The sequence below is a fragment of the Nocardia fusca NBRC 14340 genome (assembly GCF_001618425.1).
GTDB classification, from domain to species: domain Bacteria; phylum Actinomycetota; class Actinomycetes; order Mycobacteriales; family Mycobacteriaceae; genus Nocardia; species Nocardia fusca.
In genome coordinates this window covers 34,049-48,563 of record NZ_BDCU01000067.1, presented here as the reverse complement: position 1 = coordinate 48,563, position 14,515 = coordinate 34,049, and the positions used below count along the sequence as shown (strand labels likewise).

The following is a 14,515-nucleotide window of genomic DNA, read 5'->3' as shown; positions in this document are numbered from 1 at the left end:
GTCGCGGGGGCCGCGGCCGAGCGACGGAGTCCCCAGATGTGGGAAGGTGTCTCAGGTCGGTGGCCCGGCCGCTCTTTACCATTTCGAGAGTGAGGACTGGGGTTGCCGGACGTGCCGATTCCGGCGAAGCGCTGCTTCGCCAGATGGCCGCGCGCCGGCGCCGCGACAATATCGTCGTAATCGTTCTCGCGGTCCTGGCCGTATTGGGTGGTGGTCACGCCGTCTACGACTTCTTCGCCGCCGATCCGCAGCCCCCCGGCGACGATCAGATGGTTATCGTCGCCGGTCACGACCGCCTCGCCGGCTCCTTCGCCGAGGACTTCGTGGTCGCCTACCTGAGCGCGGGGACCGGGCAACAGGAGGCGCTGTCGCGGTACGTCGGCGGGTCCCAGCAGCTGTCGCTCCCGAAAACCGGTCAGCAGGTGCGCGACCCGATCATCGTCTACACCAACCGGACGCTGTCCGCCGGGACCGTGGAGGTCTGGTCGGTCACTGTTTCGGTACATGTGGGGCGTAGCCAATCCGACAGTGCTCGGCAGTACTACCGCGTGCCGGTCTCCATATCGGAAGGGAACCTCCGGGCGCTCACCCTGCCCGCCGCGGTGCAGCCGCCGGGCGTCGGAGCCGATCTGGCCCAGGCCTATTCGGCACCGTGCGGTGAGGAGACTCCGTTCACGCAGGTCGTCACCGGATTTCTCACCGCCTACCTCACCGGTTCCGGAGACGTCGCGCGGTACGTGAGCGTCGACTCCGGGATCGCGGCACTGCGGCCGGCCCCGTTCACCGAACTGTCCACTGTGGCCGTCACCGCCGAGGACACCACCTGCGGAGCCGCCGGTGACACCGCGCGAGTGCTGGCGACCGTCACTCCCGAAGGACAGTCCGGGGCCGCTCCGGCACTCGCCTATCCGCTGACGATGGTGCGCGGTGACGGGCAGTGGCAGGTGCGGGTCATCGAGACATTGCCGGCCCTGAAAGAGCCGCTCACCGCTGTGGTGAACCAGGGGGAGAAGGCCGGTCCGGCACCGGGTGCCACTACCGGGGCACCCACCACGACCGTAGAGATTCCACGGGCCACCCAGAACTGACGTGAGGCGACGAACACATGGGCAACATATCCAATATCCTGTACGGAATTCTCGTCTTCGTCCGCTGGGCGGGCCTGATCCTGATCACCATCGTTTCGATGGGCGTGATGATCTCGGAGGCCGCGAAATCCAAACTGTCCCCGGCGAAGATCCTCGGTGTGGCCGGGTCGGCCATCCTGGCCGCGGTGTTGTTCTGGATGTTGCCGACCCTGGTGAACTACGCGCGCGGTGACGCCAACATGATCGTGCCGGACCACCCCGTGGGCGGTTATAGGTGACCCAGGTGATCAAGGTCTTCACGCCGGTAAAACGTGTCCCCACCATGATCGGCAAGGCCCAGAACGGCCAGAAGTTGCCGTTCGGGCCCTACACCCTGCCGCAGGTGGCGGGGGTGGCCGTGGGGTTGATTCTCACGGGACTCGGTGCGATGACCCTGCCGGTGAATCCGGCGATCACCTTCCTGGTCGGTGTGGCGCTGACCGTAGTGATCGGGTTCGGGCTGGGCCTGATCCCTTATACGGGAGTACGTCTGCTGTCCAGGGTCGTATGGTTCGGCCGGCTCGTTCTCTACCCGAAACCCACGCTCGCCTCCGGTATGCCGGTCACTCCGGAATCGGCTCGGATCACCATGTTCGTCGAGGAGACGGTGGTGGCGATCCTGCCGCACGAACCGGCCGCCTCCATGTCGGCGAGGGAACGCGGTAAGCGCAATGCCGCGCGCGGCGGACAGATCCTGGAAATGCTGGGGACGAGCCGTTTCCTGCGACCGGTGGAGGTGGTCGAACCTGCCACCGCGTCCGGTACACCCTCGAATTGGCGGACGATGATAGGCGGTAACGGGGGGCGACCGAAGAGCGGAGAGGGACGCTGATGGGGTTCAACCGGGATCTACAACCCACGGCTGCGATTCGCGGGCATCTGCAGTTCACCCATACCGGGCTGGTCACAGCGAACTATTTCATCACTCCGCTCGGCTACGGATTGCGTAAGGCCAGCGATAAATACGATGTCAAACTGGCTCATCACTCCCTGGTCAACAACCTGCCGAACGGGTCGCTGCTGCTCGGTATCCAGGCCCGGCAGAACACCATCGATGTATTGAGCAAAATGGTCGAGGGCGTGGATCTCGACGAATGCGCCGATTACGCCGACGAGGTGTTCGCCTCCTACGAACGGGTGCGCGCCATCGCCCCGCAGACCCGGATCTTCCTGCTCTCGATCCCGGTGGGCACTGCCAATACCAGCGGTATCTCCGCGCTCTCGCGGATGTGGCGGGGTAGTACCACCACGATCGATGCCACCGCCATCTCGCGGGCCGAACTGGACGCCTACGAGAACGAGGCGAACGAGATCCTGTCCCGCATCGGTGGCGACTTCGATCCGGTACCCGTGCCGGCGGCGATGTTCCAGTGGCTGTGGGAGCACTATCTGGCCCGCGGCGCGGTGGGCGATCCGGTGGCTCCCACCCGCGCCGGCGCCCTGGACGACGCGACCGCGGCGGTGTTCAAGTCCGCGGCGCTGGACGAGGGCGCCCGAGCCGATTCACAACGCCGGCTACGCCCCTCCTTCGTCCCGGTGATCAAGGTGGTACAGCCGGACACCGGCTACCGTCCCTCCTACCAGGCCATGCTCACCCCGCGTTCGTTCCCGTACGCGGGCATGATGTTCCCAGGGGGCAGCGAATTCCTGAACGTGATCGACGGCCTCGGTGATGTCACCGTCGACTGGGGGATGCGGATCTCCACCAAACCCGCCGACCAGGTTTTGAAGGCCAACGAGATCAATCTGCGGCGGCTCGGCGAGCAGATGGATCAGCGCGACCAGGAGATCTCTTTCGCGCAGAACACATTGATGTCCAAGGCGCAGATGCTGAGCGAGTACAACCAGCATTTCGAGGTGAACGGCGGCGAATCGGAGGTTTCCTTCACCACGGTCATCGCCATCGGAGGCCCCTCTCGGGACGAGACCATGGACGCGGTCAACACCCTACGGCGCCGGTACAAGCGTTTCCAGGTGGAAATGACCGCGCCGGTGGGCGCGCAGGTGGACCTCTGGTCGCTGCTGGTGCCGGGTAGCCCACCGCGGCGGGCCTTCGACGATTTCGCCCATATCGTGCCCTCGGATATGTGGGCGGGATTCGTACCGTTCACCACGAGTCAGATCGGTGACGACAGCGGTCCGGTCATCGGTATCAATCTGCTGTCCGGGCATTTCGAGCCGATCCATTTCGGGATCATGGAGGCGGCGCTGCACGATCTGTCCGCTTCCTTCGCGGTGACCGGCGAACTCGGCTCGGGTAAATCGTATTTCCTGAAGCTGATGGCCGTCCTCGTCCACGATATGGGTGGCCAGTTCCTCGCCATCGACCGCAGTCAGGTCGGGGAATGGGAGCATTTCGCCTCCGCGATCGACGATGCCGTGATCATCGACCTGGCAAATCCCACGGTGTCGCTGGACCCGCTACGGCTGTTCGATCCGCGGGTGGCCGGGGAACGCGCGCTGGACTCCGTGCTGCCGCTGCTGGACCTCTCACCGACCTCGGGTACCGGCGCGGTCATCAGCAATCTGCTGTCACCGCGTGGGATCGAAGAGCACAAGATCACCAGCCTGCTGGATCTGTTCCGGGTGGTCTGCCGGCTGCGTGACGAACCGGGATCGCTGGAAGAGTACTCCGACCTGGCATCCCGCCTGGGAACCATCGTGGAACGGGTCCCGGTACTGTTCGATCCCGGTCTGGCGCCGATCCGGCTGGACGCCGCGGCCACGGTGGTCCGCAGTCACCGGCTCGCGCTACCGACCGCCGAGGAACTCACCACCCCCCATCTGTACAACCGGTTGCCGCTCACCAAGCGGCTGGGCACCGCGCTGTACGAATTGGTAGGAGTGACCGCCCGGGAGGCGTTCCTCTCCGACAACGGCCGGTTCGGTCTGCTGGTCGGTGATGAGGCGCACCATTTCACCCAGACCCAAGTGGGTTCTGCGGTGACCTCCGATTTCAGCCGTGACGGACGTAAGCACCTGGCCGCCATCGGTCTCGCGTCGCACGATCCCGCCACCGACTTCCAGGGCGCCGCGCACAACCTGATCCCCAATCGCTTCGTCTTCCGTCAGCGCGACGAGACACTGGCCCGTAACAGTCTGGAATGGCTGGGGGTCGATCTGGAGGAGGCGCCGTTCCTGCTCCAGGCACTGCGGGAGGAGACCTCGCCACCGGTGGGCGCGGGACGACAGGTACCCGAGGAGCGCCGGGGTGAGATGTTCATGCGCGATGCGTTGAGCCGGATCGGACGCGGCAAAGTGCTCGGCCCGGCCCGCACGGACAGAGCCGAGGCCATCACCAGTACCCCGACCGTCGTCGCGAAGACCGAACGACGAGAGCCGGAGGCGGTGCGGTGACCGGGGCGTGATGATGGCAGGCGGATCGAGTTCGGACGACTACAAGGGTCCGGTGCGGTTGATCATCGTGGTCGCTGTTCTGTTGATCTGCTGTTGTGGCGGTGCGCTCACAGCCGTCGGGGTCCCACTCGGGGAGATGATGTCGTTCGGTAAGAAGCACTACAATTCCCAGTGCGATATCGCGCTGGGGCCGGAGCCGGGCGCGTCGACGTCGGCCACCGCCACCCCGACCACCGCATCGGTTCCGGAATCGGCCGCGCGGCAGCAACGGCCGGAAACGAACCCCTATGCGGAGTTGCATTTCGACCCCGCCGATCCGAATGTCACCGATCGAGACCTGGCCTGCGCGTCGGCTATGAAGACGGCGCCGATACAGGACGAGCCGTGGCAGGAAATCAACACCGGGCATGCTGTCTCGTGTGCTGCCGACCTGGCGCTGCGCTATCCGGAAGTGGCGGGTACCGCGACAATGGCGGACTACGCGCGCGATGTGATCTACAGTGCCTCGATAGCCGGATCGACCGGACAGTGCGCCCCGACCCGGGCGCCGACGGCGACCGTGGTGGAGAACTGCGGAGACCCCACCGCGACCGTGGCATCCGTGATCTTGCCGGCCACGGTCGGTGACCAGGGATACTGCGGGCAAGTGGTCGACCCGAAGGCGGCGTCGCCCGGTGACCTGGTGTTCTGGGAGTACATCGACCGCCGCGCGACCCGGGTCGGCGTCGCACTCGGACCGGGGGAAGTAGTGACGGTGGACAGCGGAAAGTTCGTTCGTCTGGAGATTCCCCGAGATGCCGAGGTACAGATCAAACGGGTATTGGGGGATGCCGGGTGACCAGCGCGGAAATCGGCCCGTATCCGATCGAGATCGATCTCGTCGGGGAGGAACGCGACGGCGGCGACGCCCAGCCGGGGGATCCGGGGAAGCCCGGTGAGCGGCGAACCTGGGGTGGCGGGAAGAACGGCTCGGTGCCGGGGGCGCCCGCGCCACCGCCCGCTTCGCCGCCGCCGAACGTAACCGCTCCTCCGGCGGCCGGTTCCGCGCCGCCCGCATCGGCTCCCGCGGTCGCGCCCGCACCCGGTCCGGCGGTATCGCCGCCTCCGGTGACGGCGCCGACCGCGCCGACCCCCTCATCCGCGACTTCTACGGCTCAGGCGCCACCGCAGGTCGCTGCACCGGCTCCTGCTCCTCCTCCTGCCCGGGACGAGGACCGGCCGGAACCCGAACCGCTGGTCGACCCGGAGACCGTGGCCCAGATGGCGCCGATGGCCATGATGGCCGGCGCCGCTCTGCTGCCGATGATCGGGTCGGCGCTGTCGGGTCTACTCGGCGGTGGTTCCGGGGGCGGTGCGGCGCCTGCCGCGGCGGGTGGCGGCACCGCCATGGATCCGGAGTCCCAACAGGCGATGAATGCGCTGAAAGCCCTGGAGTCCGTCTACGGCGAGGGTGAGCCGACCGACCCCGGAATGAAGAAACTGCGGGATAAGGCCGCCGACTCGGACGCGGGCAGTGGTGACGGGCCGCAGATGGTCAAGGCCAAGCGGTTGTTCCAGGCCAACCGCGCCACTGCCTTCAACAATCTGGACAAGCAGTTCGTCAACTACCTCAACACGCTCGGAACCTCCAACAAGGTCGACCAGAACGCTGTGCGTCGCCTGCTGAAGATGACGAACGATGCCCTGGCCGAGCTGGGACCGATGGCCTACACCAAAGAAGGGCAGCAAAAGGTCCGCCAGATCCTGACCGCCGCCCTGCAGACCGCGCACAAGATCGTATCCGGGGGTACGGCCAACAACGGTGATACGGCGTCGGCGATAAATCAGCTCACCAACCAGTATCTGTACAACATCATCGGCAAGCCGTTGCCCGGGGGAGTCAAGTTCAGCGCCGCCGCGGCGAGCGTTCAAGGCGGTTCCGAGCGTGCGCAATTCGCGGTCAAGACCGCGCTCGCCCAGATCGGTGACCCCTATGTGTGGGGCGCCGAGGGTCCGAACAGCTTCGACTGTTCGGGGCTTACGCAATACGCCGCGGCGCGGGCAGGAGTGAACATTCCCCGTATCGCCAACGACCAGTACCGGCAGCTACCCGCTGTGAACCCCCGCGATATCCAACCAGGGGATCTGATCTTCCCGTCGACCAGCATGAAGAACGGTCAGATGGGTCATGTGATGATGTACATCGGCAACGGGCAGGTTGTCCATGCGCCCCGAACCGGCGAGAATGTGAAGATCACGAGTCTGCCGCGCAGCTACGAGGCCCGTCGCTTCGCCTGAAAAGATACGGGCCCGGTGGGAGATCCACCGGGCCCGCGGATTGCGCCGGCTACGTATCCCACGGGTCCAATCCCGAACCCGGATCGAGATGGTCCAGATTCGCGACGCGGGTACTCCACCTGGCCAGCTCGCGCCGGGCGGTTTCCGTCGGGGTGTTGTAGTACTGGTTGGCGGCGGAACGGAACGATTCCGACACCTCACTGGCAATGGCCCAGCGGGTGTTGCGACCGACCGCGTTCCATTCGTCCGGGGTGATCGCCGTGCGGAGAGCGAGGTCGGAATCCCAGTTCTGCCGGACCCTGCCCACGAATCCGTGGTTGATCACCGCGCCGGGAGGCGGTGCGCTGGTGTGCCGGGCGAAGTTCTCGGCGGCCACGACGGCCTGCGCCGCGAACGCTCGTTTGGTCGAGTCGGTGTCCGTCGGCCGCAGATGGTTCTCGACCGCGCGGGAAGCGGCGAGCGCCTTCTGCAGCGGTCCCCAGCCGTACGGATTGGTCGACATACTCGCCTTCATCGCGGCCTGCGCACGAAGAACCTGGTGGACCTGCTCGTCCGGCGCGTGGCCGGCGCGGAGCACAGCGGCCAGATAGCTGTCCGGTACCCGGCTGTCGCCGAGGCCGTCGAGCGCATTCGCGGCACCCAGCGGGTCGGCCATACCGCCGTACGGATTGGCCCGGGCCTCCGCCTTGCGCAACCAGTTCGCGCGACCCAGCGTGCCCCACTGGTAGAGCTCTATTCGCGAGTCCGCTGTCTTGATATTGGCCAGATCGGACATCTTCTTGCCGCGGGCGAGCGGGTTGAGTGGACCCGGTGTCGCAGCCATCAACCAGCCGGTGATCGGCGAGCTGTTGATCGTGTTCAGAGCAGCGATCGCGGCGAGACCGCTCAGTGAGCCGCCGCTACCACCGCCGCCACCGCCGCCGCCCATTCCGCCCATGCCGATAGCTGTTCCGCCACCGCCCCCTGATCCGGACTGGTTACCCTGGATCGCCAGGGAGAACCGGTTCGCGACCCAGTCGTTGCCACGGGACAGGCTGCGATTGAGCCGCCGGATCTGGGAGATCGCCACGATCTCGACTACACAGGCAATGACGATGACCGACATCACCTGCCCCCGCGCCTGGTCGAAGAGGTTGCTCATGAACAGGATGTAGACACCGAGAAAGATCGTGAACACGGTCATGCGAGCGGCGGCGATCAGTCCGTCGACGATATTGCGCACCAGGAAAGTCTGTGTCGGGCCGTAGATGAAACCGCCGGCCGCGAAGCCGAATATGGACATGAAGCCGTGGTAGATCGTGTTCATGGCCGCCTTCATGACCTTCAGCCCGAGATAGACCGCGAAGGCGAGCAACAGTGTCGCGCAGATCAGCAGGATGATTCCGGTACCGACCTGGCCCATCGAGGGATTGTCGGCCTTGGAATACGCCGAGCTGTTACCGCATTGTTTGATGCCCTTGAGGATATTGTCGTCGTTACCCGAGAGCACTCCCGAGGACCACGCCGACTCGCAGGCCGCGTAGTTGTCGACCACCTCCCCGAAGTTCCACACCTGTACGGGTTTCCGGGCGAAGTTGTCCGCAAGGTCTTCCTGCATGGTTTTCACCAGCAGGACCGGATTGGGGCTGCTGTCACCGGTGAGTCCGGCCGCGACCGAGATGCCCACGTCCCTGCCCTGGGTGAGCAGGCCGTCGGAGGACAGGACATCGGCAAGGGGTTCGGCAAGGAAGACCGGACCGATGATGGCGACACCCAGCATGGTGATCACCTGCATGGTGGCTTTGCTGGGGAAGCCGCGGACGATGAACCAGGCCACGAAGAATGTGCCGATCGTCGCGGCGGTGATCAGCATCATCGGGGTGGCGATCTGATAGGACAGCGCGGTGGCGACACCGTTCAGCGCATTGGCGAACATGTCGAGCCAGGTGAAGCCGAAGGTGAACCCGACGATCCAGATGGCTGTGGTCACAATGGCCATATAGCCCACGAACTCCAGGCCGAGTATCGTCCACAGCACGGTGTAAGCGGGATTGAGCAGACTCCCTCGGTTCGAGGCGAAGGTATAGCTCGACAGCGGTACGCCGTTGGAGTCGGTGATGTTCATCCAGCCCAGGCCGTCGATTTGCGAGACACCACTGCTGACCTGCGCAGTCGCTACGACACCGACTATTCCCGGAAATACGACGAACAAAAAGAGGATACCCAGGACCCACAGCGTCCGCCGATGCCACGGATGTTCGGCGAGCCAGTTCCGGACCCGTCGGACAAGGGTGTCCGGGTAGTAGCGCAGGGGGTCCCAGCCGGTGTCGTCCGCGCGGCGACATCGGAGGTCGCGGGCGTGCCGGGAAAGCTGGATCAACGCCGTCATACAGCACTCACCACCAGGTGCCGGTGAGATCGACCGGTGGTGGCGGGACGGCCGGCGATCCGGCGCACTTGTTGTACGAGTAATTCCCGGCGGCCGTTCGCCGACCGGGTACAACGCAGGTTCATCCGGTTGTTCCTCCTGCGCCTGAATCCGGGCCTCGTTGGATAGAGGGCGTTTTGGTGCACATCGATTTACGAGTCGCTGACTCGATGATGACGTGTCGCACCAGGTCACCGCTTCCCCTCGGTGGGAATCCCCGACAATGGGGTCTGTCAGGAAGGAGAGGCGCGCATGGTCGGCTGCCGGTGTCTGCGATCTCGGTTCGGCCGATCCGGAGTGCCTGCCCGCAGCGCTGGTGTCAACCGCATGACACCGACACCGAGCGTCCCCGCCATCGGCAGGTGAGGCCGTGGCTCTCTGGGACGGAGTAGGTGACTTCTTCAGCGAACACGGTGCCGATATCGCGGTAGGCGCCGTGAGCGTGGCCGGCTTCGCAGTCGGCGGGCCCCTCGGGGCCGCGGTGGCCGGAGGTATCGCCGGCGGGGTCGCGGCTGGTTTCAAAGACGAGAACATCTTGATGGGAGCCGGTCTGGGTGTCGCGGGTGGGCTGGTCGGTGGCCTGGGTGGCGTGGCGTTCAGGGGCCCGGCCAAGGGGATTGTCGGCGGGCTGCTCCGCCAAGGGCATTCGCTGGATATAGCCCGGGGGATGGGCGCCGGTGCGGAAAAAATTGCGTTCCAGCGGTCCGGGCTGTTCGCCAAGCGAATTCCCGAGCTGCTCGGAGGCGCCCACTTGTCGCCGTGGAAGACCTATGTGGGCCTGTTGAATACGGCCTTCACCCCGTATTACATGGGCGTGATCGAGAATGCTCCGGACGACATCCGTAATAAATGGTACAAGTACACGGGGTATCCCGACATTCCACTGATCGATATCAGTGAGCAGGAGCTCTCCACCATCCCGGACAAGATGCCCCATATCATGATGCCCGACCCGGCTCGCTTGCCGAAGGAACTGGAACTGACCGCGCCGATCGAGGCAACCTATCGCACCCTGCCCACCGCCTACGTGGGGTACTGGAACAGTTTCGGGGAGAAGCCCGGCAAACTCGACCCGCCGAAGGAACTGGCGGTCGGTGACATCTCCGGGGAGGACAAGGCCCGGATCGCGAACTATCCCCAGTTGGTCGAGAAGATGCGGAGCCGCATGGCCGAGCTGCGGTCCAAGGCGGCGACGGTCGAGGAGGCGAACGCCCAGACGAGCCAGCTGTGTGCAGCCGGCCGCGGGGATTTCGCACAGTCGGTGAAGTCGCTCGCGGAGTTCGCCGAACTGGACCCGCGGGACATGAAGCGTATCGGCGCACTCTACTCCGAGTATTCGCAGAAGAAGAGCCAGTACACCGGTCTACCGGTATTCCAGATCAACCCGAACAGCCTGGGTGCCGGCCTGCCGAGCGAGGATGTGTACGCGATCGTACTCGTCGACGGTGCTTACACGACTGCCGCGTCGATACTCACCTATTACGCACAAGCATTCGAGGCCCTGGGTGCGAAGACCGAGTCCGAGAAACCGAACACCGAAGACAGCGGACAGAAGCCGGGAACCACAGCGACCACCCCCGCGAACAACGGCTACGATCCCTACTACGACGCCGCGGCCGCCGCCGGCAACCGGACCTGGCCGACCGCGCAGACGAGTCCCTCGACGGTTCCCGCGCCCACCCCGTGGGATCTCACGAGTAACGCCGGCTCGGACACCGGCGCCGATCGCGCAGGGGCCGATAACCCGGTCGCCGGTGCTGCCGGCACTGCCGGTGAGCTCGGCACGGCAATCACCACCCCCGATGCCTCGCCGGTTGCGGCCGCGGCGGTTCCGGCGGTGTCCGCCGCGGGAAACGCCATGGGATCAGCACTGAATTCGATGGTGCTCCCGTCGTTGATGCAGGCTCTGATGGGCAACAACCGTCCGGGCGCCCGGGCGGATCCGGAGAAGGACCATCGGGACGGGCGGGAACGGCCCGAGGCATACGCGGCCCCGGGGCCCGTGCCCGCGCCTGCGGTCAACGGCGTGCCCGCAGCGCAGCAGCCGGCACAGCCGCAGGCCGCCGCACCGAGTGGCGAGACGAGGCCTGCTGTGGCTCGTCCCGATTCCGGGCGGCCGCCCGGGAATCCGCTGCCCGCGCACACTCCCGACGCCAAGGGCACGGTGGTCTACACCGTCCCGGACGGCCGGACCGTAGAGGTTTCCGCCGTGGTGGCGCGTGGGCTGGACGCGGCATTCGGTAACGCATCGGCCACCGATGCGCGCGCGGCGTACACCGGGACACCCGCGGAGTGGACCGATCCGAAACGGATAGGGCGCCGGATCGATCCGAGCGAGACGGTGACCGGCGATGTCGGCGCGTGGGAGGAGCGGACCGCCGTACTCGTCCGGTTCGACGGCCAGGATGTACTCGAGGCGGTGGTCGACGGTGCGTTGGTAAAGGTCACCGAGTTGTCGCAGATGCGCGACGAGGCGGGTGAATTCGGCGGATTCGTCGGTATCTTCCATCCGCCCGGTATCGATAAGGTGCCGGACGAGTCCGCCGCGACTGCCGTTCCCGGTGCCCCCGCCGACCCGGCGGGCGCCGGCGCCACGGTATCTGTGTAGGAGGCTCAGTGGTCGAGTTACGGGATGTCGCAGGCTTCGTTCTCGATGTGGGGGTGAGTTACGGCCTCGAACACGCGCTCAAGGGCGGTAGCGCCGGCCTCGGGAAACAGATGTTCGTCGGTGCGGTCGCCGGTGGTGCGGGCGGGGCATTGGGTGATGCGGTCGCCAACGGGGGCTTCAGCGGGGATACCGGTGGGGCATTCTTCTACGGGATGCTCGGCGGTGCGGCCGGTGCCAGCGCGGATCGATTCATTTCGTGGAAGATGGCGAAAGGGAAAACCGCGGCCGACGACACCTTGAAAGAGGCGAACTCGGCCAAGTCGACCGCCGATGCGGAGCGGGAAGCGCTGGAGAACGCGGAAAAAGCGCACACTGCCGCCCAGACGGATCTCGGCAAGGCCGAGGACGCTCTCAGACAGGCGAACGCGGAACTCGGGCCTCTGCAAACAAAGTACGACGATGCCTTGCGCAGGGCGCAAGCCGATCCGGACAATGTCGTACTGCGGGATGAGTTGAACAGTGCACGGGACGAGCTGAAGGCGGCGAAAGACAAAGTCAGGGACGCCGAGTCGGTACGTGACAAGGCGAGAGAGGATCTCGACAAGGCGGGTGACAAGTTCAACGAACTGAATGCCAAGCGAGACGACCTCGACAGTGCGAAGAGCGCGGCGGACGATGCCTTCAAAAATGCCGAAGCGGCAGTCAAGAAAGCAGGTAAGCGAGCCGACAACTTCAACAAGTATCAACGGGGCCTATTGGTCGGTCTCGGCTCGGCTGCCTTCATGTCGTTCAATGAGCACGGCAATCCCTTCTCTTCCGACGGGTCCGGCGGAGACCAGCCGGGTGCGGCGGGGAACCGGGTGCCCTTGATGTGGGACGGCTACCAACCCGCCGCGGCGGCGGGGCTGATGGGCCAGTCACCGTTCGAGCAGGGCTCGTCTCCCCAGAAGGGGCAGGGTTTCCTGCTCCGCCCGGAGGTGGGCCTCAATCCCAGTATTGCCCTGTGGTACGGCGGCCCTTCCAATTCGTACGCGCATTCGCTGGTGGATACCTACGAGATGTTCGGCGATCTGAAGAAGAAGGAAGACCTGAAGGTCACCCCGATTCCGGCGATGCCGACAACGGTGCAGAACCCCACCGGTTTCAGCGCCAAGGGTGGCGCAACCTATAGAGACGTGTCGCTCTCGCTCGACAAGGCGGGAAAGAAGCTGACCGAAACCCAGCAGAGCGTGGTGAACGTACTGCCGACCGTGGAGGAGATCAGCAAGCGCGGCAAAGAGAATATCGGCAAGCTCATCGTCGGCACGAACAGGTTCATGGTGGAACGCCTGCAGACCGGCTCGGACAGGGAGGTTCTCGTCGTACTGGGCCAGGGATTCGCCGAGCTCGCCAACGAGATCCAGACTGCCGCGCAAGCGAACCAGAACTTGGCCGATGGCATCCAGACCCCGGCGCAGGACGCGGCCGCGGCTCAGAACCTGGCCAACTCGGTCGGTGGTTATGCCGGCCAGATGAACAATCCCGGCTATACCCCGGATAGTTCGCAGATCGGCGTGAACAACCCCTGGGACCCGGGCAACCTCGGCACCAGCAGTGCCACCACTCCGGACACCTCGGCTCTGAAGGACGCCACCGAGAAGTTCCGGGAGCAGGCCGAGAACCTGGGGAGCGCGGCGAACAACCCCCCGAATGTCAACCCTGCCTCCTACGACCCGGGCGCCGCCGCACTCAACCCGGGCGCCTCCCAATTGGGGTCCGCCGGATCGATGGGCGGGATGGGCAGCTTTATGGACATGATGTTGCCGCTTCAACTCATGGCTCAGCAAAAGGCCATGCAAGAGCAGCAAAGGCAGGCGGACAGCAATATGTCCGACCAGATGGACGACCTCGATCCGTCCCGTTTCGACCAGGCCGCCGTCTCGACCTTGCCGCAGGCCCAGCAGCCGGTAGGAACTACGCCGTGGTCGAATCAGGCGGCCGCGAACAATGCCGCCGCGACCCCGGCCCAGCCCGCCGTGCACCACCCGGCCGGTACCCCCAACGGTGCCACCTCCACTCAGCCCGGCACCGGCGTGCCGAAGCGAGTGCCTGGGGACGACGGTCTGGTGCCGTACCAGTTCCCGAAGGGGGTCCAGCGCATTCCGCTCGCCGTGGCGCAGGCGTTCGACAGTGCATTCGCGAACAAGAGCGGTACCGACGCCCAGGCCGCGTACCAGGGAACCGCGGGGGCCTTTACGGATCCGAAGGACATCGGTCCCGCTGTCGATCCGGCCCAGCTGACCACCGGCGATATCGGCACCTGGATCATCCGGCAGCCGAAGAAAGAGTCGCAGCAGGCGGAGCCGGTGCCCGCGCAGGCCGGCAGCGAGGCCCAGATCCGGCCCGCGGCGATGGTGACCGTCGGTGGCGACACCGGAGAGAAGAAGAACGAGCCGGATACCGGTTCGAGCGGGGACCCGGAATACCGGACCGCGATCCTGGTCGTGTTCGGAGAAGGGGAGAGTGGCACCGTGGAAGCCGTGGTGAACGGGGAGCTTCGGCAGTTCGAGGCGGAAATGTCGGATACTGGAGGCGACTTCGGTGAGTTCGCCGGGTTCAAGCACCCGAAGGGTGTGGAGGCCGCGGCCGACAAGAGCCAGGACAGCGAGACGATGGCGACATCCGGAGACCAGACCACGGCCGATATACCGGCGCTCACGATGCCGGTCTAGTGGATGTGCAGCCACGGTGAGAGGAGAT

The 14,515-nt window shown here is 65.5% G+C and carries 9 protein-coding genes; 8 read left to right on the top strand and 1 reads right to left on the bottom strand.

The annotated features are described in order from the left end of the window. Positions 1 to 89 precede the first annotated feature (89 nt). From NF4_RS34445 to NF4_RS34420, 6 genes are read left to right on the top strand one after another with little or no spacing between them, the layout of a single operon-like run. Complete coding sequence (locus NF4_RS34445) at positions 90 to 1,088, top strand: conjugal transfer protein (RefSeq protein WP_232330785.1); 999 nt, start codon at positions 90 to 92, stop codon at positions 1,086 to 1,088. Between the two features lie 17 nt (positions 1,089 to 1,105). Beyond that, a complete protein-coding gene (locus tag NF4_RS34440) occupies positions 1,106 to 1,366 on the top strand; it encodes a hypothetical protein (RefSeq protein ID WP_030525365.1) in 261 nt (86 codons plus the stop codon). 5 nt (positions 1,367 to 1,371) lie between these two features. Further along, a complete protein-coding gene (locus NF4_RS38930) occupies positions 1,372 to 1,959 on the top strand; it encodes a hypothetical protein (RefSeq protein ID WP_198165582.1) in 588 nt (195 codons plus the stop codon). Continuing rightward, on the top strand, positions 1,959 to 4,484 hold the full coding sequence (locus NF4_RS34430; RefSeq protein WP_063131585.1) for an ATP-binding protein: 2,526 nt from the start codon (positions 1,959 to 1,961) through the stop codon (positions 4,482 to 4,484). The genes NF4_RS38930 and NF4_RS34430 overlap by 1 nt, the downstream gene beginning before the upstream one ends. A 10-nt stretch (positions 4,485 to 4,494) precedes the next feature. Continuing rightward, positions 4,495 to 5,322, top strand: a complete 828-nt coding sequence (locus NF4_RS34425; protein ID WP_157120756.1) for an NlpC/P60 family protein — start codon at positions 4,495 to 4,497, stop codon at positions 5,320 to 5,322. Then, positions 5,319 to 6,761 (top strand): C40 family peptidase, encoded by a 1,443-nt coding sequence (locus tag NF4_RS34420; RefSeq protein ID WP_063131583.1) that lies wholly within the window; start codon positions 5,319 to 5,321, stop codon positions 6,759 to 6,761. Before NF4_RS34425 ends, NF4_RS34420 begins: the two co-directional genes overlap by 4 nt. A 49-nt stretch (positions 6,762 to 6,810) precedes the next feature. On the opposite strand, the gene NF4_RS34415 is transcribed toward NF4_RS34420, so the two are convergent. Beyond that, entirely contained in the window at positions 6,811 to 9,129 is a 2,319-nt protein-coding gene (locus NF4_RS34415; RefSeq protein ID WP_063131582.1) for a hypothetical protein, read from the bottom strand. A gap of 409 nt (positions 9,130 to 9,538) precedes the next feature. Here NF4_RS34415 and NF4_RS34410 point away from each other — a divergent pair, with 409 nt between their 5' ends. Continuing rightward, positions 9,539 to 11,776: a hypothetical protein gene (locus NF4_RS34410; RefSeq protein WP_063131581.1), complete on the top strand. Its 2,238-nt coding sequence runs from the start codon at positions 9,539 to 9,541 to the stop codon at positions 11,774 to 11,776. 8 nt (positions 11,777 to 11,784) lie between these two features. Next, complete coding sequence (locus NF4_RS34405; protein WP_063131580.1) at positions 11,785 to 14,487, top strand: hypothetical protein; 2,703 nt, start codon at positions 11,785 to 11,787, stop codon at positions 14,485 to 14,487. Positions 14,488 to 14,515: the final 28 nt, after the last annotated feature.